This window comes from Pseudomonas fakonensis (genome assembly GCF_019139895.1).
Classification (GTDB): Bacteria; Pseudomonadota; Gammaproteobacteria; order Pseudomonadales; family Pseudomonadaceae; genus Aquipseudomonas; species Aquipseudomonas fakonensis.
Genome location: NZ_CP077076.1, coordinates 3,251,237 through 3,272,305, shown reverse-complemented (window position 1 = coordinate 3,272,305; position 21,069 = coordinate 3,251,237). Strand labels below are relative to the sequence as shown.

The following is a 21,069-nucleotide window of genomic DNA, read 5'->3' as shown; positions in this document are numbered from 1 at the left end:
GGCATGGAGTGCTGATTGATCAAGTTCCACCGCTACGCCGCAGCCTTGTTCGTCGCTTTGCTTTGCCCTCAGGTATTGGCTGACCAGCCCGCCTGCCCGGCAACCGACTTCGCCACCTTCTGGCAGGCCTACAGCCAAGACCCTGAGTTGCAACGGGCGTTTACCCGGGACAGGGTGTCACGCTTGCAGCTGAAACCTTCCGGCGAGGACTTCGCCCCGGTTGCCGATACCGTCGCCAGCAACCAGTTGGCCTTCCCCCTCGTACAGCCAGTGCAAGCCACCTCCGACGCCGTTCGGGTCAACGTCGAAGGGCATACCGCCGAGGTGGTGGACCTGCGTGCAGGCCTGAACAGCATGCGCATCTACGGCTTTCGCCAGCAGCAGTGCTGGAGGCTCGAGCGCCTGGAGGACTGGTCGATCGATGAGCGCGACCTGAAGGTCACCGACATGCCCGGCATGAGCCGCGAGCAGCGGGTTTGTGAACTGCGCGGGGGAGGCTTCCTGTCCCTGGCAGGCCTGGAAGCCTATCCATTGACCCTGGAGCTGTTCGATGCCGGGCTGCAGAACTACCTGTGCGCCGCGCAATCGGGTGATCCGCAGATCAATCTGCAGGCTGCCGGGTTGAGCATGTCGCAAATGGCCACCTACCTGGGCTACGGGCCAACCGAACACCTTTTGCAAGTGGCTGCCAGGCAGCTGCCGGTAGCAGGCATGCAACTGGCCTACTTCTACTGCGATGGTGGCGACAGTTCGTCGAGCCGCGAGCGCTGCGAGGCACCAATGAAAGCCCGGGCTGCATTGGCCAAGGCGGCCAGCATGGGCGATGCCGATGCACTGCAGATGCAGGCCGAGGCCCTGGAGCATGGCCGCTTCGGGGCGCCTGAGCCGGCGCGCGCCATAGCCTGCTACCAGGCCGCAGCCGCGGCCGGCAACAAGGTCAGCAAGCAGGCGCTGGTGCGTCTTGGCGTAGCGCCGCAGGCCGCTGCCGCGGGTGTGTCATGCAACTGATGCAGCGACCGATATCAGCATTCAAGGAGCGTCTTTCATCGATGAACATGCGTCGCCTGGCCACCTGCCTCGGCCTGTGCCTGTTACCCCTGTTCGCCAATGCCTGCGAGGCCCCGAGGCACAAGCCATTCCCGGCGCTGGGCATGGCTGGGGGCTATGTGTATTTCGACCAGGCGCCAATCGAGGAGGGGTCGTCGGCGTTGGGCCTGACCGTCAACCTGCTGGACTGCGCCAGCGGCGCCGCGCAACGCATCGGCGAACTGCCGTACCTGGCTGAGCCTGGCAAGGTGGCCGATGCCTTCTGGGCCGAAGATGCCCAGGGGGAATTTCTGGTGGTGATGCACGCCGTGCCGGTCAACAGTTACCCGGGGTTGATCTACAGCACCGATTACTACTCGATACTGCTGTACCGGCGAGGTTCGCAAGGCCTGGCATTGGACGAGCGCAGCAGTGCCTACTTCGGCCATGGCGCCGATGTCATCGGCGATGATGAGACACTGTTGTTCAGCTACCCGTACAAGCACCGCAACGGTGTGCTGAAGGCGCTGCAGTCGCCGTTCTATGACAACTGGCTGCAGGGGCGCCTCGCCACGCTCGAGGTGCGCGCGCAGAAGGCGTTGATCTACAGCGATGCTTCGGTGGCGTCGAAGACCGGGATGTACCTGATTGCCGGCGATCAGGTGAAAGTCACGGGCATTGCGGGAGGCTGGGTCGAGATGGAATACCTGACGGCCAAGCAGAAGCTGATCAAGGGCGCGATGCTCTGTACGGATTTCAACGGGTGTTGAGTGGGGCAAAGGACACAGCGCCTGGCACCGGCTGCGCCGGTGTTCGCGGGTAAACCCGATCCCACAGGCATCTCATATGCTTCAAGCCTGCGCCGTGCCTGTAGGAGCCGGCTTGCCGGCGATGAGGCCGGTACAGGTAACCCGCAAGCGAGTTGCCCACATGAACCAACGGGCTCCTGCCGATAAGGCTTGAACTGCCCCGACAGCCAAGGAACGTGCCTGATGACCCCCACCCGCCACCGCCTGATCCTCTGGCTGCAAACCATCGCCCTGGCCCACCTGCTCGGCGGCCTGCTGCTGAGCTGGGCCGGCAGCACCGCGCTGTTCGACGGCTACCTGTTGTCGCTGGAACAGGCGTTCTGGGGCCGGGCCGCGCCATCTGCCGGGCACAGTCAGCAGGTGTGGTGGATGGCACTGTTCGGCGCCACCTTGCAGGGCTACGCACTGTACATGCTGGCGCTGGTCCGCCTGGCCGATCGCTACCGCAGCAGCGCGGCTTGGGCCTGGCTGATGGCCGGGCTGCTGCTGTGGGCGCCGCAGGACATCGCCATTTCGCTGCAGGCGGGGATGTGGTCGCACCTGGCTGTCGACAGCCTGGCACTGCTGGTATTGTTGCCGCCGCTGTTCTGGCTGTACCGCCATGACCGGCGTGCCTCCACCGTTTAAAAGGATTTTGTCTTGGCTGAACAGCCCCTGTTGTACCTGCTCGCCGGCAATGGCAGCGCTGCCGACTGGTGGGACGATGCCCTGGCGCATTTCCAGCATTACCGCGTGCAGCCGCTGGAGCTGCCGGGCTTTGGTGACAACCCGCAGCCGCCCTGCGAAGACCTGGCAGGCTACGCCGAGGCGTTGCTAGCGCTGACCGAGCGCGGGCACGCGATCATGGCCGTGGGTGTTGGCGGGTTGATCGTGCTGCACGCCTTGCAGCGTCGCCCGGGGCATTTCAGCCGCAGCGTGCTGCTGGCGCCGGTTGGCGCCTTTCTGTGGCAGCGCCGGTTGCCGGCGTTGATGGCGCCCTGGCCGATGCGCAAGGGTATTCACTGGCTGCTGAGCCACCGCCCGGGCTGGTTCGCCCGCAAGTTTTCCGCGCAACGCTGGACGCCCGCGCAGTACCAGCGCATGGGCGCCGGCTACGCCCGCTGCCGGGCGTTCGTGCCGTCTTGGCAACAGTTGCGCGCCGACACCGCGTTGCCACTGCTGGAGTGGGTGAGCGACCCGGTGGAGCTAGTGTGGGGCGACCAGGACCAGATGCTCGGTATCCGCCAGGCCGCCGCCTGGTCGGCGATTCTCGCCCGTGCCGATCTGCGCATCAGCCTGCGCCCGGGCTGGGGGCACTACCCGTGGATCGACGCACCGGCTGCCTTCGTCGCCTGGCTGGAATCGGGCGAGCCGGGCTTTGTCGCCCACACCAAGGGCGGGCGCCTGCGCCTGGCGCAGTTGGCCGGGCAAGCGGTGCCCCAGGTACTGACGCTGGAGGCTGCCAGCGACCCGCGCCTGGCGCAGCTGCTGCAGGCAGCCCCTGAGGCCCTGTGGGCGGTGCGCTCGTCCAGCTACGGCGAAGACCAGGCCGACGCGGCCAATGCCGGCCTGAGTACCACCTACCTGCGGGTGCCGGCCGGGCAGGTGGCTGGGCGCATCGCCGAACTTCGCGCAGCGGACGTGGAGGAAGTGGTGGTGCAGCGCTTCATCACCCCGCAGGTGTCGGGTATCGCCTTCGTGCGCCACCTGGCGGTGGAGCTGGAGTGGGTCGAAGGCCATCTGGAGGCCCTGGCCGATGGCACGGCCACGCCGCAGCGGGCGACCCTTTCGCGTTTGGGCGAGGCCTGGCAGAGCGGGCGCTTCGAGCCGCTGCATGGCCTGACGGCAACCCTGCTGTGGGGTTTTCTGCAGGATGTGCTCAAGGTGTTCCACTACGTGCCCGGCGATATCGAATGGGCCTGGGACGGCCAGCAGCTGTGGCTGCTGCAGTACCGGCCAATCAGCGAGCACGGCTGGCGCCGCCACCTGACCGCAGCCAACATCGCCGAGATTCTGCCGCCGCAACCCAGCCGCTTCGTCGAGTATGCCCAGCGCCGCGCCGCAGGTAGCATCCCTGCGGTGATGGCGCGTTGGGACAGCCGCGTGCTGCAGGACAACGAACCCTTCACAGCCGTGTTCGGCGGCGCCTCGTACATCAACAACGACCTGTTCCTGGCGCGCTTGGCCGACTGGGGCGTGGCCTCGGCCAGCTATGCTGGCGAAGTGGGCGGGGCTACCCCGCACCTGCCGTGGCGGCCATTGCGCCTGCTGCGTTCGCTGCCGCTGCTGCTGCGCATGCAGTACCAGGCACGGGCGCATTTCCAGGCCCTGGGGCCCGGGCTGCAACGCTTCGATGCAGAGCTGGCGCAGTTGCGCGCCGAGGGGGCCGATGGCCCGCAACTGGCAGACTGGTTCAGCCGCTTTTATGTGTTCGTGGTGCAGGGCAACCTGTGCATCGCCAGCGCCCTGGCCAGCAGCGGCGGCAGCCTGTTGGGCCGCCCGCCGACCGCTTACGAGCAGGTGCAGCACCAGCCTCACCGCCTGCCCTGGGAGACCGACCCCGGCACGCCGCGCCCGGAGGCGGGCAAGTTGCCGTTGCAGCCGATGCCGGCCTGGCCGGGCCGGGCGCGGCTGGCCCACAGGCTCGGCCTACCGGGCATGCGCGGCTACTACCTGCAAGTAAGAGAGTGGTACCGCGACAACCTCATGCGCATCTTCCTGCGCCTGCACCACGCCATGCCGCTGGCCGAGCGCGAGCACTGGTTCGCCCCGCACCCGCAGGTGCGCAGCCGCGAGGGCAGTTTCTGGCAGGACGGGGGCGAGGGCGCCGAGCAGGCCAGCGGTTTCATGATCTACCCCGGCCAGGTGCAGGGCATTCTTGGCCAGGACATCCTTTTGGAGGATGCCCTGGACCCCGGCCGCCACGCCCAGTACCAGGCCGCCCGCGCGGTGATCGCGCGCATGGGCGGGCGGCTGTCCCACGGCTCGACGTTGCTGCGCGAGCTGCGCAAGCCGTCGGCGGTATTGCCACAGGTGGGCAACGAATGGCTGGGCCGCGAAGTGCTGTACCGCGATGGCGAGCTGCGGCTGGTGGAGCCGTAATGCCTGAGTTTTACGCAACCCCTGTAGGCGCCGGCTTGCCGGCGATAGGGCCGTAAGGGTCTGCCCGATAGCCGCAACAAGGCACAGTGCTATCATGGCCCGCCGTACGACAGAAAGGATTCGAGTCGAGCACATGCTGATCAACCGCAACGCCGCTGCAGCCATCCCCCTGGTTGTCACGATCAAGCGCAGGTTACGCACAATCTTGCGCTGTGCTGTGCCCGCTTTGTTGGCCCTTGTGGCCAGCGCCCAGGTTGGCGCCAATGAGCTGCAAAACTGGCAGGGCACTTACCGCGAAGACCCCGTCAGCGGCGCGCTGAGCTTTGTGGCGAAAGAAGGCGGGCAGCGCATCGAAGTGCCTGGCATCTTCACGCAGCAAGGGCAGAACACCCGCGCGTTGCTGCGCTTCAACGGCCAGCCTGCGCTGGAATACGAGAACAATACCGTCAGTGTGCCTTACCGGGCGGTGGTGACGCTTTATCTTGAAGCGTCGGTGATGAAGGTCGACTGTGTGTACCTCAGCACCCGCAGCGGGTACAGCGGCGCCTTTTTGCAAAGGGCGGTGTGCGGGCTGGGGCGGGTGCTCGATGAGCACTTCCCCGACTTGGCCAGCGAATACACCGTGCGCTGGTATGCCGAGGTGGACCCTGTCGACCTGCGGCCTGCCATACAGCTGCAGTTGTCGTGGGTGACCGAAGCCCGCTGGGGGGAGGCCGAGGTGCGGCGCGAATACCTGGGCAAGGATGAGCTGTATACCGAATTGCCCCGGCTGACCATCAACTCGGCCAAGGCCCGCTACGGCCTGGTCAGTCGCAATGTGTACGTGGTGTATGCAGCCGACAACCTGCAACAGCCGGCCCGGCTGGAAGTCGCCGACAAAAATGAGCAGCTGGCGTTTCAGCCTTACGAACCCGGCTATCTGAGCCGGTTGCTGGACAATGAAACCTTCGAGGTCGCCATGGGGCCCTTCGCCAACGGTGTGCTCGAGGCCAGCCGGCTCTCGGTGTTGCAGACCGGCGATGAGCGCTACCCGGTGGCACTGATGATGGACCATAGCGAAGGCACCGGCGGGCAGATGCGCTCGCTGGTGGCCAGTTACAGCACCGAAGGCGGGCCACCCACGGTCCAGACCCTGTTCTACCACCGCATCAAGGGCGAGCCGCACGTGGTGGTGCTGGTGTCGTGGCAGGTCAACCACGCAGGTATCGGCACTGCGGGTACCTACTATGAAATCCATGCCTACCAGCACGATGGCAATGGCTCCCTGGAAGAAAACCAGGCGGTGCGCCTGGCCCCGGGTTCCAGCGGCCTGGATGGCCGGGGTGACTTTGAACCCAGCAGCTTCCCCTACCAGAACGCCGCCCTGATCAAGGGCTACCTGGATACCTTCAAGTGAGGCCGGCGCCCCGTTGCCGGGTGCCTTGACCTGCCAGACACATTCGAAAAGGACTTTGCCTAGATGCACTCCACGAAACGCTCCCTTGCCACCGCCCTGGCTGGCGCCGCACTGCTGGCAGCCGGCAGCGCCCTGGCTTGCAACCCTGATGATTTCAGTACCGCCGGCATCACCGCCTGCATGAACGCCCAATACAAGCAGGCCGACCGCGTGCTGGGCGAGCAGTTCTGGGCGGCCCAGCGCGACCTGCCCGACCAGCGCAGCGACATCAAGGCGGTGCAGCGGGCGTGGCAGTCGTTCCGCGACCAGTATTGCGCGGCGCGGGTGGACAGCGAGGAGGGTGGCCGCGAGGCGCCGCTGGCGCGCCTGAGCTGCCTGACCCAGCTGACCTCGGCGCGTATCGGCGAGCTGGTGTACTACCGCACCGGGCTGCCCCAGGACGGCTACTACCGCGCGGCGTCGGTTGACCCGCAGGTCAAGGAGCTGTTCGATGAGCGCTTCACCAGCGAGCACCTGAACGGCGAGCGGGTGGAATACATCGCGCAGAATTGCAAGCTGGCCCAGCGCCTGCACGATGAGGCGCCGGACGATTGCCAGAAGCGCATGGCGTTTCAGGTGACGCTGGACTGAGGTGAAAGCGCAGCCTCGCTGCAATTTGTGGGAGCAGGCTTGCCCCGCGATTCGATGGCACCGGCTGCGCCGGTAGCGCGGGGCAAGCCCGCTCCCAGGCAACCGATAGCCGCTAACCCCACCCTTGTGCCCAACCCCCCGTCCTCGGCACACTGGCGCTCCCTGGCGAAGGAGCACGGCATGCCACTGTCGAAAACGGACTTCACCACGCGCCTGCTGCAGGACGCGCAGATCGGCCCCGGCATGCGCGTGCTCGATGTCGGCTGCGGCAGCGGCGAGGTCAGCGGGTTGCTGGCGCGGCTGGTGGAGCAGGACGGTGCGGTAGTGGGTATCGATCAGGCCGAAGCCGCACTGGCCCTGGCCCGTGAGCGCCCGGTGCCCAAAGGCGCTGCGCACCCCGAGTTCATCGCCTGTGACCTGCATGCGCTGCCTGCCAGCCTGGGGTTGTTCGACGCCATCGTCGGGCGCCGGGTGCTGATGTACCAGCCCGATGCGGTGAGGGCGGTGCGCGCCCTGGGCAAGCTGTTGCTACCGGGCGGGGTGATGGTGTTCCAGGAGCACGACAACACCCTGACGCCGGCCAGCCTGGTGCCGTTCCCGCTGCACCGCAAGGCCCAGCTGTGGTTGCAGCGCATGCTCGCCCACGAAGGCGCCGACCTGCATATCGGTTTCAATCTGCAACGCATTTTCAGCGAGGCCGGGCTCGCGGTCGAAGACCTGCGCGCCGAGGCGCTGCTGCAGACCCCGGACATGCCCTATGCCCTGGGTGAGATCATCCGCGCCTGCCTGCCGCGGATCATTGCCCATGGCGTGGCGACGGCGCGGCAGGTGGGGGTCGAGACGTTGCAGGCGCGCCTGGATGCCGAGCGGCGTGAAACGCCGGGGGTCTACATCGGCGATATGGCTTTCGGGGTGGTGGCGCGCAAGCGTTGAGCACCGCGCAAACGCTGCAAGGGGGCGTAGATGGATGTGCCCGCGCCGGCCTCATCGCCGGCAAGCTGGCTCCTACTGGGGGCGCATGAGCCTCGTATCACGCTGTACTTGTAGGAGCCGGCTTGCCGGCGATGGCGTCCGAACAGCCAACCCATGGCACCGGCTGCGCCGGTGTTCGCCGGCAAGCCGGCTCCTACAGTGACCTCGACAGGGTATCAACGCGTGGGCTGACCCAACCAGTGCTCGGCAATCTCGTTCCCCAGCGGATACAACCGCCCCTGCAACGGCGCCGCCCAGTCCACCGCGCGGCTGGCCCAGGGCAGGGTCCAGCCCGGCAGCTCGCCACCCTCGAAACCCGCCACCTGGGCCTTGCCCGCCAGCAGCGGCAAGCTGCCCAGCAGCAGCGCATAGGCCACCAGCAGCTTCAGGTACAGGCTCAACGGTTGTGGTTGCAGCAGACGCAGCAAGTAAGCCAGGGCACGGAACAGCTGCACCGCCACGCCGCTCAGTACCAGCAGCAGGCTAACCGCAGGGGTGATCAGGTCGCGGTAGCTGTCGGCACCAAGCGTCGACAGGTCGTCGGCGTTGGCCACGCGGCGCTTGATCATCTCCCGCGCATCATGCTGCAGCGCCGGCTGGTAGGCGCTGCTGTCGAAGGCCTGTTCGGTCTGGTAGGCGTACAGGGTGATGCCGGCAGGCAGGTCCAGGTCCTGGCGCCACTGCGCCTGGATGGCGTCCACGCCAAGGAACATCGGGCGGTCCATGCCGGGTTCGATCCAGCCGGCGCCGATACGCTGCTGGATCATCTCGGCGTACTGGTTGCGCGCATCGCGGCGCACCTGGCCGGCCACCGCGCGGTTGAAGCCCGGGCGGTCGTCGGGGCGCCACATGTCGTTGACCGGTACGTTCATCTGTTCACGCAGTACGTGGCGCACCGATTGCCACTCGCTGGCCGGCAGCGTCCAGGGGTTGATGTTGCGCCCGCGCTGGCCGAGCAGGCGCAGGTAGTCGTCCCAGGCCTGGCCCTGGCGCTGGAGTATCGCCAGGCGGCTGGTGGCCCCGAAGTAGAACTGGCTGGCGCGGCGGTATTGCCGGTAGTTGTCTTCCTGGCGGGCGGTGGCCTGGCGGTAGCGCTCGTAGTTGCGCGCAAGGCCGCCGCGCTGCTGGTCGGCCAGCTGCTGGTAGAACCCCTGCGGGGTCAGGCCGTCGATGGCCGGCAACGGCGACAGGTAGGGCAGTTGCAGCGCCAGGCCGGCCAGGCGCAGCTTGCCTTCCGGGGTGGCCAGTTGTGCTGGTGTGGCCCGTTGGCCGTCCAGTTGCAGGTCGTGCTCGAGCAGGCGGTTGAGCAGGGGGATGCCATAGGCGGCCTGGGCCTGCTGGGCGGGGCTGGCGCTGTGCACCAGGTTGTCCAGCAGCAGGCGTTGGCTGTGGTAGCCCAGGTACAGGCCGGTGCTGCAGCTGATCAGCCCCCACAGCAAGGTACGGCCGACGCCCCAGCGCAGGCGCATGCCCTTGCGCAGCAGGCAACTGAGCACCAGCAGGGTCACCGCCGTGCCGCCCAGCCACTGGCCGTGTTCGGCCACCTGTTGCAGGCGGGCATGGGGCGCGAGGGTGCCGGGCAGGTCGGCCAGTTGTGCCAGGTAAGCCAGAGCGAACACCAGCCAGGCCAGGGTTGGCAGCAGCATCAGGCGCGCCAGCCACACGCCCTGGGCGCGGGTAAGCGGCAGGCTGCCGCCCCACAGGGCACGGGCCAGCCATTGCCAGGGCGAGCTTTGCGCAGAGTGCGCGGCGCCGCGCAGCAGGGCGGCGATCATCGGGCGTTACCCGGCTGGCGGGGTGAGCGGGCAGGGCGGGGCGAAGGGGTGTACACGCGCGGCTTTCCTTGTCGAGGCGGTGGAGCGTCCTGTTTGCGGCGGGCATGGTAGCACGTTGATAGTGTTCGTGCGGACCACAGACAGGCTTCAGGGGGTTATACTCGCGCCCCCGTTTGACTGTTATCCGAGTATCCCGATGGGTCTTTCCGCTACCTCCACACCCCAGCCGCGCCGCCTTGGCGCGCCGCTGATCGCCCTGGCCCTACTGCTGGCAGGGGCCTGGTTCCTCAACCTCAATGCAGGCTTCAAGCAGGTGTTGCTGCTTGTGGTCGGCGCCGCCCTGGGCCTGACCCTCTACCACGCCGCGTTTGGCTTTACCTCGGCCTGGCGGGTGTTCATCAACGAGCGCCGCGGCGCCGGGCTGCGTGCGCAGATGGTCATGCTGGCGCTGGCTGTACTGCTGTTCTTCCCGGCCCTGGCGGCCGGCAACCTGTTCGGCAACCCGGTCAGCGGCCTGGTGGCGCCGGCGGGCGTGTCGGTGGTGTTCGGCGCGTTCATCTTCGGCATCGGCATGCAGCTTGGCGGCGGTTGCGCCTCAGGCACGCTGTTCACCGTGGGCGGCGGCAATGCGCGCATGCTGGTGACCTTGCTGTTCTTCATCATCGGTTCGGTCACCGCTACCCAGCATGCCGACTGGTGGTTTGCCCTGCCGTCGTTCCCGGCCACCTCCATCGTGCAGGCCTGGGGCCTTGCCCCGGCGTTGCTGGTGAGCCTGGCGGTGTTCGGGCTGATCGCCTGGGCCACGGTGGTGCTGGAAAAACGCCGCCACGGCGGCCTTGAAGCGCCGGTGAGCAGCGAGCACCAGGGGCTGCGCCGCTTCCTGCGTGGGCCATGGCCGCTGCTTTGGGGCGCCATCGCCTTGGCGCTGCTGAACTACGCCACCCTGGCCCTGGCCGGGCGGCCGTGGGGTATCACCTCGGCGTTCGCCCTGTGGGGCGCCAAGACCTTGAACGGCCTGGGCGTGGATGTGGGCAGTTGGGTGTTCTGGCAGGCCCCGGCCAATGCCAAGGCACTGGCTGCGCCGCTGTGGCAGGACATCACCACGGTGATGGACATCGGTATCGTGCTGGGTGCGCTGCTGGCCGCCGGGCTGGCCGGGCGCTTTGCGCCGAGCCTGAAAATCCCACTGGCGTCGCTGGTTGCGGCGGTGATTGGCGGCCTGCTGCTGGGCTACGGGTCGCGCCTGGCCTATGGCTGCAACATTGGCGCGTATTTCAGTGGCATCGCCTCGGGCAGCGTGCATGGCTGGTTGTGGTTGGTGGCGGCCTACGCCGGCAACCTGATCGGCGTGCGCCTGCGCCCGCTGTTTTTTGCCGGTGAGCGCAAGGCGCCGGCCTTGAGCGGCTGCTGAGGGCCCTATCGCCGGCAAGCCGGCTCCTGCGCCTGTAGGAGCCGGCTTGCCCTTGGGCAACAACGCCAACGCCACCCCGCCCAGCGCCGCCAGCACTGGCAGCACCGGCACGCTCAGTTGCAGCGTCGCGGCCTGCTGCGCACTCATGTGCCTGACCACCGCGTACCACAGGCTGTAACCTGCGCCCGAGGCCAGCACCCCTGAGCCCAAGGCATACAGCACGCCGTCAGCGCGTAGTGGCGGGTGTGTATCGCTGATCATCAGCAGTGCCCCCAGCACAACCACCCACGGCAGGCAGCGCAAGAAGTTACCGGCCGTGTCGGCCAGCGCATCAGCCGACCCCTTGCCGAGCAACGAATACGCCCCCCAGGCCACTCCCGACAGCACCATCAGCAGCGCACTGCCCAGCGCCGGCGCGCCTGCGCCCGGCAGCAACAGGGCAACCAACCCGGTGAAAGCCAGCAGCATGCCCGCCAGCACGCGCCGGTTCAGCGCCTCGCCGCGCAGCAGGCCCCAGGCGAACATGCTCACCTGTACGGCGCCAAACAGGATCAGCGCGCCCACCCCGGCGCCCAGTTGCAGGTAGGCCACCGAGAACAGCCAGGCATAGGCCAGCAATGCCAGGCTGGCTGCCCAACTGCCTCGCGGGCGACGGCGCCTGGGGCCGAAGTTGAGCAGCACCAGCAGAAACAACGCGCCGCTGCCCAGGCGAATGGCCGTGAAGGCATCGGCGTCGATGGCCCCGTCACGCAGGGCCAGGCGGCAGAACAGCGAGTTGGCGGCGAAGGCCAGCAGGCTAAGGGCGGTGGGCAGCAGCAGGGATGGGGCAGGGGCGCTACAGGTTTGGTTGTTATGCATGGGTTTACCTGTTGGGCCAGAAGGCTTGCCGGGCAAGCCTGTCGTCTGGTGGTCGTGGCTCGAGTGTCGATATCGCGTACGTGGTAGGCAACAAAGATTTTCTTGGGCGGCGGGATGGTTGTGGTTGCTGCGCCGGGTGCACGAGTGATCTGCGACCGGGCCGATTGTTCGATTCTGTGCAGCAACCTAGGCTGGGCGCACCTTTACAACGGGTGTTGCCGGACTGGCAGTTGGATGTGGCGGCGGGGGTTTACCTGGTGCGGCCATCGGCACGCTTGAACACCGCGGCGGTGTGCGCGTTCAAGGGGTGGCTGGAGGGCTGTTTCGCGGGTGGTGCGCCATGGCGGGATCAGGCAATCCTTTCAAGTTGATTGCGTAAGGGCTTGCGGGTGCTCGCCACACCCCTTGCAGCGCCTGCCAGATCGAGCGCCGCCCGCGCGGCGCTCGATCTGGTAGGCGCTAAAGAATCTTCGGCGAACACCTGGAAGCCCTGACGCGATCTACTTGAAAAATGGCTTTAGGTATTAGGTGTAAGCAATTGAATTATAGAGCTTTATCGCTTTGCAACGGCATGCTGAGCACACTGCTCATAGTAAGTCTGCTTGATCGCCGCCGGCTTCAGCCGCGAGCGGCTGTTGTAGGTCTGCTCGGTAATACCGAAGGCGGTCATGCGCATCCAGGGTTTGGCGAACTTGCGGGCCTGCAGCTTCTTGCGCGTGGCGTACAGGGTCACGCCGGAAAGCTTGGCCTGCTGGGCCTCGGCGGCAATCTGCGAGCCCCAGCCGCACACTTGTCGTTCGTTCTGGCTCAGGGCCCGGGCTTGGGCCTGGAGGCTGGCAACGGCCAGCAGGCAGCCGGCTACGCTTGCTAGAAATACCCGCATGTTGCTGTCCTAAGCGTCTGAAGGAGAACGGAGTTTGCCCTCACTGCAAACGCCTGGGGGCCACCACTTTGCCGTCAAACGATGGCCAGGCGCAGCGGGTTGCGGCTGGGCGGGCGCCGCGACACCCAGGCCAGCGCCGCCAGCCACAACACCGCAACCCCGTAGTTCAGCCGCTGGTACAGGCCGAACAGTTCACCGCTTTGCGCCGCCTGGGCCATCAGCACCACGGTCACCACCGCCAGCACGCTGCACAGCAGCGACCCCCAGGCCAGGCCCGGCGAGTGTGCCAGGCGTTTGCCCAGGCGTACCCACAGTACGCAGGCCAGGGTCAGCGACAGGAACATCAGCAGCCCGCTCAGGTTGTGCAGTTGCTGCGACAGCGACGGCACCGCCGGCGCGCAGCCCTGGTCGCAGGCGAACAGGCCGGTGCCCAGGCTGCCGACACCATGCAGCAGTACCAGCAGCGCGCTGAGTCTGGCCAGCTTCGATTCACGCCAGCGCCGCGCCAGGCCCCAGGCGAACAGGGCGAACAGCAGGGCGAGGGGGAAGTTGTTCACCCAAGGGGAGAAGCCATGAGTGGGTGCGCCGTTGGCGCCGAGCTGGCTCATGGCCTGTTGCAGGTGGTCGTAGCCGGGGTAGGCCAGGGCTGTGAGCCATACGCCGGCCAGCAGCCAGAGGGGGATCAGCAGGCCGCTGGCGAGCAGCAGGCGGTCGAGGGATTTCATGCGGGGTACCTTCCTTGGTTGAGCCTGTAGGAGCCGGCTTGCCGGCGATTGGGCGAAACATCTGGTTTTCAGGCCTGGCCTCATCGCCGGCAAGCCGGCTCCTACAGGGGGGGGTGTTCAGATGGCCTTGTCCCGGTGTATCTGGGGCACCAGGGTGAAGCGGTCATCCGGGTGCACGGTTTCCGATACTGCCATCAGTTGGCCGTCGTCGTCACGGTAATGGCGCAGGATCTTCAGCCCCGGCGACCCAGCTTCAGCCTTGAGTTCGCGGGCAAGTTCCACGGGCAGCAGCACTGCGCGCACTTGCTGGTCCACCACTGCGATGGCGCGACCGAAATTGACCGCCGCCTCGACATGACCCAGGGCCTGATCGTTGCCGAAGCCGTGATGATGGGCCTGGCCTCGGCACTTGGCCGTCAGGTGGCCCTCGAGGTGGTCTACGCCGCCTGCCGCATGGCCAACGACCAGGGCATCAGCCTGCTCGAGGCGCTCAAGGCCCAAGGGGAGGCTATCGCCGAGCTTGAGCTGGCAACCCTTGAGCGCCTGTGCGACCCGGCCAACTACCTGGGCCTGGCGCCGCAGATGGTCGACCTGGCCCTGGCCGACAACTTCGTCGGCGCCTTCGCCGCTGGCCAGGTGCTGCAGGTGCTGGTAATTGCGGTGCTGTCCGGCTTTGCCTTGCTGGCACTCAAGCACGAGCGCCGGGCGGTGGTGGAGGATGGCCTGAACCGGGTGTCTACATGTCGATGTGCGCGAGGAGTATGCGCGGGCACCTGGGGCTGCCTTGTAAGTTTCAGGTTGCAGCCATCGGGGTTGGCCTTGGCGGCTGCGCTCCTTGCTGGATCGCAATCGCCGGCTTGCCGACGATAGGGCCCGTGAGGGTGTCAGAAAAACCACGATAGCCTACGAATCCCAACCCCCACACTTGACCCTCGCCCCCCAATGCTGTTGAATGCGCGCCCTTAATCCCAGCAACCTTCCACAAAGTGGTGAAGCCAGTGCCCCAAGCCTGCCAACAAGCCTGATACCGACGACGGTCCATCGTGCCTGATGGCTGCCCGCGCCCGTGCGCGGCGGCGCTTCATCGCTGTGCCTGCCTGATCCTGTCGTCGGTTTTTCCCTATTTCCAAGGAGAAACCCATGAACATGGATTTTCGTGCCGACGCGCACACCCTCGAACTGCTCAAGTACCCCCGTACCCCCCACCTGCAAGGCTCGCGCCTGCAGGATGGCGACACTGACGCCGACCAGGTCCGCTACGCCTCGCTGGTCGGCCAGTGGCTGGTGGTGGAAGAAAAACTCGACGGTGCCAACGCTGGCATCAGCTTCAGCGCAGGCGGCGAACTGCGCCTGCAATCGCGCGGCCACTACCTCACCGGCGGTGGCCGCGAGCGCCAATTCAACCTGTTCAAGCAATGGGCCGTGGCCCACGAACACTGGTTGCTCGGGCGCCTGGAAGACCGCTTCGTGTTGTACGGCGAGTGGCTGCACAAGAAACACTCGGTGTTCTACGACCACCTACCGCACTATTTCTGCGAGTTCGACGTATGGGACCGCGCCACTGGCCAGTTTCTCAGCACCGCAGCGCGCCGGCGCCTGCTCGACGGCGGGCCGGTGCTGTCGGTACCGGTGCTGTACGAGGGCCCGGCGCCGCGTCGCCACAGTGACCTGATGGCGCTGATCGGCAACTCGCTGGCCAAGACCGAACGCTGGCGCGAGGTATTCGAGCAGGTGGTGCAGCGCGAAGGCCTGGACCTGGCCCGCGCCTGGCGCCAGTGCGACCGCTCCAGCCGCATGGAGGGCCTGTACCTGAAGCTCGAGGACGCGCAGCAGGTCACCGGGCGCTTGAAGTGGGTTCGCCAGGACTTCGTCCAGGCCATCCTCGATGCCGACCAGCACCACGCCAACCAACCGTTCATCCCCAATCAACTGGCCGACGGCGTCGACCTATATGCACCGAGCCTGTCCATGGACTGGCACGGCCCGCGCCGTGGCTACTGAAGGAGTATTTCGAAATGGAGTTTCGCCAATTGCAACAACTGGTGCCCGATCCCGGGCACGACATGGACGCTGCGGCGTGCCTGGCGGCCATTCCGGCCCTGGCGCGCCTGGCCGACACCCCGCAGGACCCGACCTACCACGCCGAGGGTGATGTTTGGGTTCATACCCGCCTGGTGGTCGAGGCGCTGCTGGCCCAGACGGCCTACCAGCAAGCCACGGCCGAGCAGCGCTTCGTGCTGTTTTTCGCCGCATTGCTGCACGACATCGCCAAGCCCGACACCACGGTGATCGACCCCGACACCGGGCGCATCGGCCAGCCCGGCCATTCCCGGCGCGGTTCGGTGGATGCGCGGCTGCTGCTGTGGCGCGCCGGGGTGCCGTTCGTGCTGCGCGAGCAGGTGTGCCGCATCATCGCCGTGCACCAGCTGCCGTTTTTTGCCCTGCAGGGCGACCGCAGCGGGCGCAGTGCGGAGTTCTTGCTGCACAAGCTGTCGTGGGAGCTGCCGGTGTGGATGCTGTGCGCCATGGCCGAGGCCGACATGCAGGGCCGCCATTACACCGGCAAGGCCGAGGTGCTGATGGCCATCGAGCTGTGGCGCGAACTGGCGGCCGAGGAGGGTTGCCTGCACGGACCGCGCGCCTACGCCGACGACTACACGCGCCTCCAGTACCTGCGCGGCGCCCGGGTGCACCCGGACTACCCGCTGCACCAACCGGAAGGCTCGCAAGTGGTGATGCTCTCGGGGTTGCCGGCCAGCGGCAAGGACACCTGGACAGCGAAACACCACCCGGACTTGCCGGTGGTGTCGTTCGACGATGCGCGCCAGGCCCTGGGCCTGCGCCACGGGCAGAACGAAGGCGCCGCCGCGCATTACGCCATCGACCGGGCCAAGGCGCTGCTGCGTGAGCGGCGGCCGTTCGTGTGGAACTCCACGCACCTGTCGGCGCAGATGCGCAGCCGCACGCTGGATTTGCTGTTCGGCTACAACGCCCAGGTGCAGATGGTCTACCTGGAGCGCCCCGAAGCCGAGATCATGCGCCGCAACCAGCGCCGCGACACCTCGCTGCGCAACGACGACATCCGCCGCATGCTGTTCAAGTGGGAGGTGCCGTTGCCGACCGAGGCGCACCAGGTGGCGTATCAGGTGGTGACTGGCTGACGAACCGAGGTTCGCCCCCTGTAGGAGCGGCCTTGTGCCGCGAAAGGGGCGCGTAGCGGCCCCAGGATTTATGCATCATGCAAAATTGCCGGGGCTGCTGCGCAGCCCTTCGCGGCGCAAGGCCGCTCCTACAGGGACCGCGCTAGTTGTCGGGCATTGAGCAAGGCCGTTGCTGCCTCAATCCCCCAGCCGCGACCGCGTCAGCAACCCATCCAGCACTACCTCGCACGCCGCCCCCCAGGTGGCACTGACCGGTTGGTGCATCAGCACCGCCAGGCCATCGGCGGTGAAGGTGCCGGGGGTGGCGATGGCATCCCCCAGTGCCTGCAGGCTGCTGCCGGGTTGGCGCCGGGCGCTGGCCAGGCAGTCCTGCAGGTTGCCCAGCACCAGGGCGCGGGCCTGGTCGGCGGGCAGGCCCTTGTCGCTCAGCCAGTGCTGCAGGTCGTGCAGCAAGTAATAGAACCAGCCATTCATGCAGGCCGCCACGGTGGCCAGCTCGAAGGCGGCTTCATCGGCCACCACCACCAGTTCGCCCAGTGACCCCAAGGCCTGCTCGGTAAGCGCATCGGCCGGGCACACCACCACGGTGGACTGGTTGTACTGCGCCGCATAGGACAGCATCACCCGCACGCATTGTGCGCCGGGGAAGGCCTTGGCCAGTTGTTCCAGGCTCACCCCGGCCACCAATGACAGCAGCCCCTGCCCGGGGCGCAGTTGCACCTGCGCGGCCAGTTCGGCGAGCGCGGCGGGGCGTACGCCCAACAGCAGCGTTTCAGCCGCATCGACCACCGCCTGGTTGCTTTCCAGCACCTGGCAGCCATGCTCGCTGGACAGCACCCGGGCGCGTTCGGCATTGCGTGGCGAGAGCAAGATCGCCCCGGTGTAACCGCTCCGGCGCAGGCCGATCACGACTTTTTCGGTCAGCTCGCCGACCCCCAAAATTCCCAGGCTGTGCATGACGCCTCCTTAGCTTTCCAGGCCAGCGCGGCGCTGGCCCCAGTGCAGATTCAGGTTGACCCCCAGGCTCAGCAGCGGCTCTGGCGGGTTGCGGTTGGGGCCGTCGCTGGCGAGCAAGAAGTCGATCAGCTCGTCACGCTCGCCGGCCAGCCAGTCGGCCAGCAGGGTGCCGGTGGCGGTGCCGCGGGTGATGCCCAGGCCGTTGCAGCACAGCGCCGCATGGATGTTCGGCGCCAGGCTGCCGAAGTGCGAAAGGTGGTTGCGCGACAGGCACATCGAGCCGCCCCAGGTGTAGTCGAAGGGCGTGCTGGCAAGCATCGGGAAGCGCCGCTCGAACGACTCGCGGTGCTGGCGCGCGGCCCGTTGCAGGTGGCGTTGGCTGGCTTGGCCGTTGGCGTTGAAGCTGAAGCTGTTGCGCACCAGCAAGCGCTGGTCCGGGGTGCGGCGCAGGGTGCTGCCGAACGGGTCGGCGGGGATGATGCCCCAGGTGGCCTTGCCGCCCAGGCGCGCCTGTTCTTCTTCGCTCAGCGGGCGGGTCATGCTGGCGTAGGTGAAGATCGGCAGCAGGCGGCCACTGAGGAAGCCGAAGTGGCTGGCAAAGGCGTTGTTGGTCAGCAGCAACTGGTCGGCGACGATCTCGCCGTTGGCGTGCTTGAGAGTGACCCGTGCGCCTTGGTCGATGCCGGTGATTACCGTGTGTTCGTACAGGGTCACGTTAGCCGGCAGGCTGTCGGCCAGGCCCTTGGCCAGGGCTGCCGGTTGCAGCAGCAGGGTGCCGGGGGTGTACAGCGCCTTGCGGTAGAAACCGGTGCCGAAGTGCTCGGGCAGGTCGCGGGTGTCGATCATCTGGTAGGGCTGGTCGAGCTTCTCCAGGCCGCTGCAGTAGGCCTCCAGCACCGCCAGGCCTTTGTCCTCGATGGCGGCCTGGTACTTGCCGTCCGGGCGCAGCTGGCAGTCGATGCCGTGCTGGCTGATCAGCTGGCGCAGGATGGCCTGGGCGCGCAGGTTGAGCTTGAGGTTCATGCGCGCGGTGGGCAGGTCGCCGATGTAGTCGGTGGCGCCGATGTCGTGGGGCAGGTCGATGGCAAAGCCCGAGTTGCGCCCCGAGGCGCCGAAGCCGACTTGCTGGGCCTCGACCAGGATCACCTCGTCGTCGGGGTGGTGCAGGGCCAGTTGCCGTGCGGCGGCAAGGCCGGTAAAGCCGGCGCCAAGTACCACCCAACGGGCCTCGCTCCGCCCCCGGTGCGCAGGACGCAGGGCACGTTGCGGGCTGAGGTGGAACCAGCCGCAGCCGTTGTCGTCGGCAGGGGTGGAGGTGTTTCTGTACATGGTGGGTAGCCCGTGTTGTTTTTTGCCGGACTATGGCATTGCGCAGGGGCAGGGGATGTAACGGGTATGACGGGTTGTGGGAGGAATGGGCACGGCTTTGCAATGCATCGCGGGGCAAGCCCGCTCCCACGAGTTAAAGCGTGGGAGCGGGCTTGCCCCGCGATTGGTTGAAGCCGACAACATAGACCCACGGGGCCCTTGGTTTGGCCTCAGTGGGTGACCACCTTCATGCTGTCCCGGCGGCTGGCCTCATAGGCCTCCTGCTCCATGGGCTTGGCCTGCGGGTTGCCCAGGTCCTCCATGGCCAGGCGGTGGGTCTCGGGCGCCAGGTAGGCGGCAAAGGCACACACGCAGGTAATCAGGAACGCCAGGCTACCAACCACCCACGGGATGTTGTCCGAACCCGGTGGCGCCACGGCGGCGAACAGCGCCGGCAGCATGGCGGTGAGCATGGTGCCGATGTTCTGCGCGATGGCCATGGCCGACACCCGGTAGCGGGTCTGGAACAGCTCGGGGTAGAAGCTTGGGAACACTGCGTTGTAGCCCTGGTAGACCATGCCCCACATGACGATCGAGGCGGTGAAGGCCAGCGGTACGTTCTGGATGCTGATGGCGTACAGGTAGACGAACGCCAGCAGGCCCGAGCCCAGGCAGCCGGCGATCATGGTCGGGCGGCGGCCGATCTTGTCCGACAGGTTGCCGACGAAGGGGATCACCAGTACCGCGACGATGTTGCCGACCACCGGGATCCACAGGTACACGCTCTTGTCGAAGCCGATGCCGTAGGCCGGCTGCACCGCGTAGGCTGCGCCGAAGATGGTCGCCACCACCGGGATCACGTTCATCAGGGCCATGAACATCACCAGCACCATGTGCCGGCCGCTGTGGCGGAAGGCCTCGCCGATGGGCGACTTGGCTACCTTGTCCTGTTTCTCTTCCTGCACGAAGGCCGGGGTCTCGTGCACTTCTTTACGGATGATGAAGCCGGCAATCAGCACCACTGCGCTCATCAGGAACGGAATACGCCAGCCCCACTCGTTGAATGCCTCGCTGGGCATGAAGTAAGCCAGGGGCAGGAACACCGCCGCCGCCATCACCTGGCCGGCCTGCACGCCCTGCAGGGTGAAGCTTGCGTAGTAGCCGCGCCGACCGAACGGGGCGTGCTCCATGATCATCGAACTGGCACCGGAGATTTCACCGGCCACCGCAAAGCCCTGGATCAGGCGCAGCACCACCAGCAGTGCCGGGGCCAGCAGGCCGATGTCGTGGTAGGTGGGCAGCAGGCCCACGGCCATGGTCGACAGGCCCATCAGGAACATGCACAGCAGCAGCACGTTCTTGCGCCCGCGGGTGTCGCCCCAGTGGCCGAGCACGAAGGCGCCCACCGGGCGCGCCAGGTAACCCACGCCGTAGGTGGCCAGCGAGGCGATGATGGCCATTTTCGGGTCGGTGTTGGGGAAGAAGATCTGCGGGAAGATCAGCGCCGCAGCCTGGGCGTAGATGAAGAAATCGTAGTACTCGAGGGCAGAGCCGATCCATCCGCTGGCGGTGGCTTTCTTGGCTTGGGAACTTGAGTGGGCCATGTTGTCTCCGTTGTTCTTGTCAGGGGCCGGGGGTCAGCGTGCGCAACGGCTGCGCGGCGCAGCAAGACCAAGGCTGTGATCGGAAGACGAACGAGGCGATGCGGATCGCAGGGCGAGGAAGGTGTGCATAGGTCGGTACCCGTTTTTATTGAACTTATTATGTGGTGACGCTGGGCTTTGCGGCGCAGGACCCGCCGAACGACCGGCGTGGCAGCAAGAAGGGTGGTGGGCCCTGCGTCTGGTGATCATGGTTGTTCACGGGGATGAGTGAATCAATTCGTCGAAACGGGTTTTGTGCGGTAATCGAACAAAAACTAACTGTTTCGTACAAAGTGCATTGCGAGTGCGACTTTACCTGCGAATAATCGATCGTGCCACGTTTCGAAAGCGTTGTTCGGCTTTGCGGGCCTCCTTGCCGGCAAGCCGGATCCTACACGAGACCGCACCCCCTGTAGGAGCCGGCTTGCCGGCGA

16 protein-coding genes and 4 pseudogenes are annotated in these 21,069 nt (G+C 66.7%); 12 read left to right on the top strand and 8 right to left on the bottom strand.

Features of this window, described 5'->3' with window-relative positions:
• The first annotated feature begins 15 nt into the window (after positions 1 to 15).
• The 7 genes from KSS94_RS14460 to KSS94_RS14430 all read left to right on the top strand — a co-directional run bounded on the left by KSS94_RS14460 (position 16) and on the right by KSS94_RS14430 (position 7,875).
• Positions 16 to 1,008, top strand: coding sequence for a sel1 repeat family protein (locus KSS94_RS14460; RefSeq protein ID WP_217838783.1), 993 nt, complete (start codon positions 16 to 18; stop codon positions 1,006 to 1,008).
• Positions 1,009 to 1,049: 41 nt separating this feature from the next.
• A complete protein-coding gene (locus tag KSS94_RS14455; RefSeq protein WP_217838782.1) occupies positions 1,050 to 1,796 on the top strand; it encodes a hypothetical protein in 747 nt (248 codons plus the stop codon).
• 222 nt (positions 1,797 to 2,018) lie between these two features.
• Complete coding sequence (locus KSS94_RS14450) at positions 2,019 to 2,462, top strand: cell division protein (RefSeq protein WP_217838781.1); 444 nt, start codon at positions 2,019 to 2,021, stop codon at positions 2,460 to 2,462.
• A gap of 12 nt (positions 2,463 to 2,474) precedes the next feature.
• Complete coding sequence (locus KSS94_RS14445; RefSeq protein WP_217838780.1) at positions 2,475 to 4,916, top strand: alpha/beta fold hydrolase; 2,442 nt, start codon at positions 2,475 to 2,477, stop codon at positions 4,914 to 4,916.
• Between the two features lie 217 nt (positions 4,917 to 5,133).
• Entirely contained in the window at positions 5,134 to 6,312 is a 1,179-nt protein-coding gene (locus tag KSS94_RS14440; protein ID WP_217838779.1) for a hypothetical protein, read from the top strand.
• A 63-nt stretch (positions 6,313 to 6,375) separates the two neighbouring features.
• Positions 6,376 to 6,942: a lysozyme inhibitor LprI family protein gene (locus KSS94_RS14435; RefSeq protein WP_217838778.1), complete on the top strand. Its 567-nt coding sequence runs from the start codon at positions 6,376 to 6,378 to the stop codon at positions 6,940 to 6,942.
• A gap of 180 nt (positions 6,943 to 7,122) precedes the next feature.
• Positions 7,123 to 7,875 carry a methyltransferase domain-containing protein gene (locus tag KSS94_RS14430; RefSeq protein ID WP_217838777.1) on the top strand — a complete coding sequence of 251 codons (753 nt, stop codon included), beginning with the start codon at positions 7,123 to 7,125 and terminating at the stop codon, positions 7,873 to 7,875.
• A gap of 215 nt (positions 7,876 to 8,090) precedes the next feature.
• Here KSS94_RS14430 and KSS94_RS14425 read toward each other — a convergent pair whose 3' ends face one another.
• A complete protein-coding gene (locus tag KSS94_RS14425; RefSeq protein ID WP_217838776.1) occupies positions 8,091 to 9,689 on the bottom strand; it encodes a hypothetical protein in 1,599 nt (532 codons plus the stop codon).
• Positions 9,690 to 9,885: 196 nt separating this feature from the next.
• On the opposite strand from KSS94_RS14425, the gene KSS94_RS14420 reads away from it, so the two are divergent.
• Positions 9,886 to 11,100 carry a YeeE/YedE family protein gene (locus KSS94_RS14420; RefSeq protein ID WP_217838775.1) on the top strand — a complete coding sequence of 405 codons (1,215 nt, stop codon included), beginning with the start codon at positions 9,886 to 9,888 and terminating at the stop codon, positions 11,098 to 11,100.
• 66 nt (positions 11,101 to 11,166) lie between these two features.
• Here KSS94_RS14420 and KSS94_RS14415 read toward each other — a convergent pair.
• Positions 11,167 to 11,958, bottom strand: a pseudogene (locus KSS94_RS14415) (DMT family transporter); the annotation flags it as partial.
• 203 nt (positions 11,959 to 12,161) lie between these two features.
• Here KSS94_RS14415 and KSS94_RS27255 point away from each other — a divergent pair.
• Positions 12,162 to 12,329, top strand: a pseudogene (locus tag KSS94_RS27255) (LysR family transcriptional regulator); the annotation flags it as partial.
• A 182-nt stretch (positions 12,330 to 12,511) separates the two neighbouring features.
• Here KSS94_RS27255 and KSS94_RS14410 read toward each other — a convergent pair.
• The 3 genes and pseudogenes from KSS94_RS14410 to KSS94_RS14400 form a co-directional block, all read right to left on the bottom strand.
• Entirely contained in the window at positions 12,512 to 12,841 is a 330-nt protein-coding gene (locus KSS94_RS14410) for a hypothetical protein (protein WP_217838774.1), read from the bottom strand.
• 74 nt (positions 12,842 to 12,915) lie between these two features.
• Entirely contained in the window at positions 12,916 to 13,566 is a 651-nt protein-coding gene (locus KSS94_RS14405; protein WP_217838773.1) for a DUF998 domain-containing protein, read from the bottom strand.
• Positions 13,567 to 13,683: 117 nt separating this feature from the next.
• Positions 13,684 to 13,905: pseudogene (locus KSS94_RS14400) on the bottom strand (UTRA domain-containing protein); the annotation flags it as partial.
• A gap of 3 nt (positions 13,906 to 13,908) precedes the next feature.
• Between KSS94_RS14400 and KSS94_RS14395 the strand changes: the two are divergent.
• The 3 genes and pseudogenes from KSS94_RS14395 to KSS94_RS14380 form a co-directional block, all read left to right on the top strand.
• A pseudogene (locus tag KSS94_RS14395) lies at positions 13,909 to 14,169 on the top strand (3-carboxy-cis,cis-muconate cycloisomerase); the annotation flags it as partial.
• A 537-nt stretch (positions 14,170 to 14,706) separates the two neighbouring features.
• Positions 14,707 to 15,567 carry an RNA ligase family protein gene (locus KSS94_RS14385; RefSeq protein WP_217838772.1) on the top strand — a complete coding sequence of 287 codons (861 nt, stop codon included), beginning with the start codon at positions 14,707 to 14,709 and terminating at the stop codon, positions 15,565 to 15,567.
• 14 nt (positions 15,568 to 15,581) lie between these two features.
• Positions 15,582 to 16,727, top strand: a complete 1,146-nt coding sequence (locus KSS94_RS14380; RefSeq protein ID WP_217838771.1) for an AAA family ATPase — start codon at positions 15,582 to 15,584, stop codon at positions 16,725 to 16,727.
• Positions 16,728 to 16,904: 177 nt separating this feature from the next.
• Here the strand turns inward: KSS94_RS14380 and KSS94_RS14375 are convergent, their stop codons facing one another.
• The 3 genes from KSS94_RS14375 to KSS94_RS14365 all read right to left on the bottom strand — a co-directional run bounded on the left by KSS94_RS14375 (position 16,905) and on the right by KSS94_RS14365 (position 20,596).
• Complete coding sequence (locus tag KSS94_RS14375) at positions 16,905 to 17,684, bottom strand: pyrroline-5-carboxylate reductase family protein (protein WP_217838770.1); 780 nt, start codon at positions 17,682 to 17,684, stop codon at positions 16,905 to 16,907.
• A gap of 9 nt (positions 17,685 to 17,693) precedes the next feature.
• The gene (locus KSS94_RS14370) at positions 17,694 to 19,013 is read right to left on the bottom strand and encodes an NAD(P)/FAD-dependent oxidoreductase (protein WP_217838769.1); all 1,320 of its coding nucleotides are present in this window, start codon (positions 19,011 to 19,013) and stop codon (positions 17,694 to 17,696) included.
• 209 nt (positions 19,014 to 19,222) lie between these two features.
• Positions 19,223 to 20,596, bottom strand: coding sequence for an MFS transporter (locus KSS94_RS14365; RefSeq protein ID WP_217838768.1), 1,374 nt, complete (start codon positions 20,594 to 20,596; stop codon positions 19,223 to 19,225).
• Positions 20,597 to 21,069: the final 473 nt, after the last annotated feature.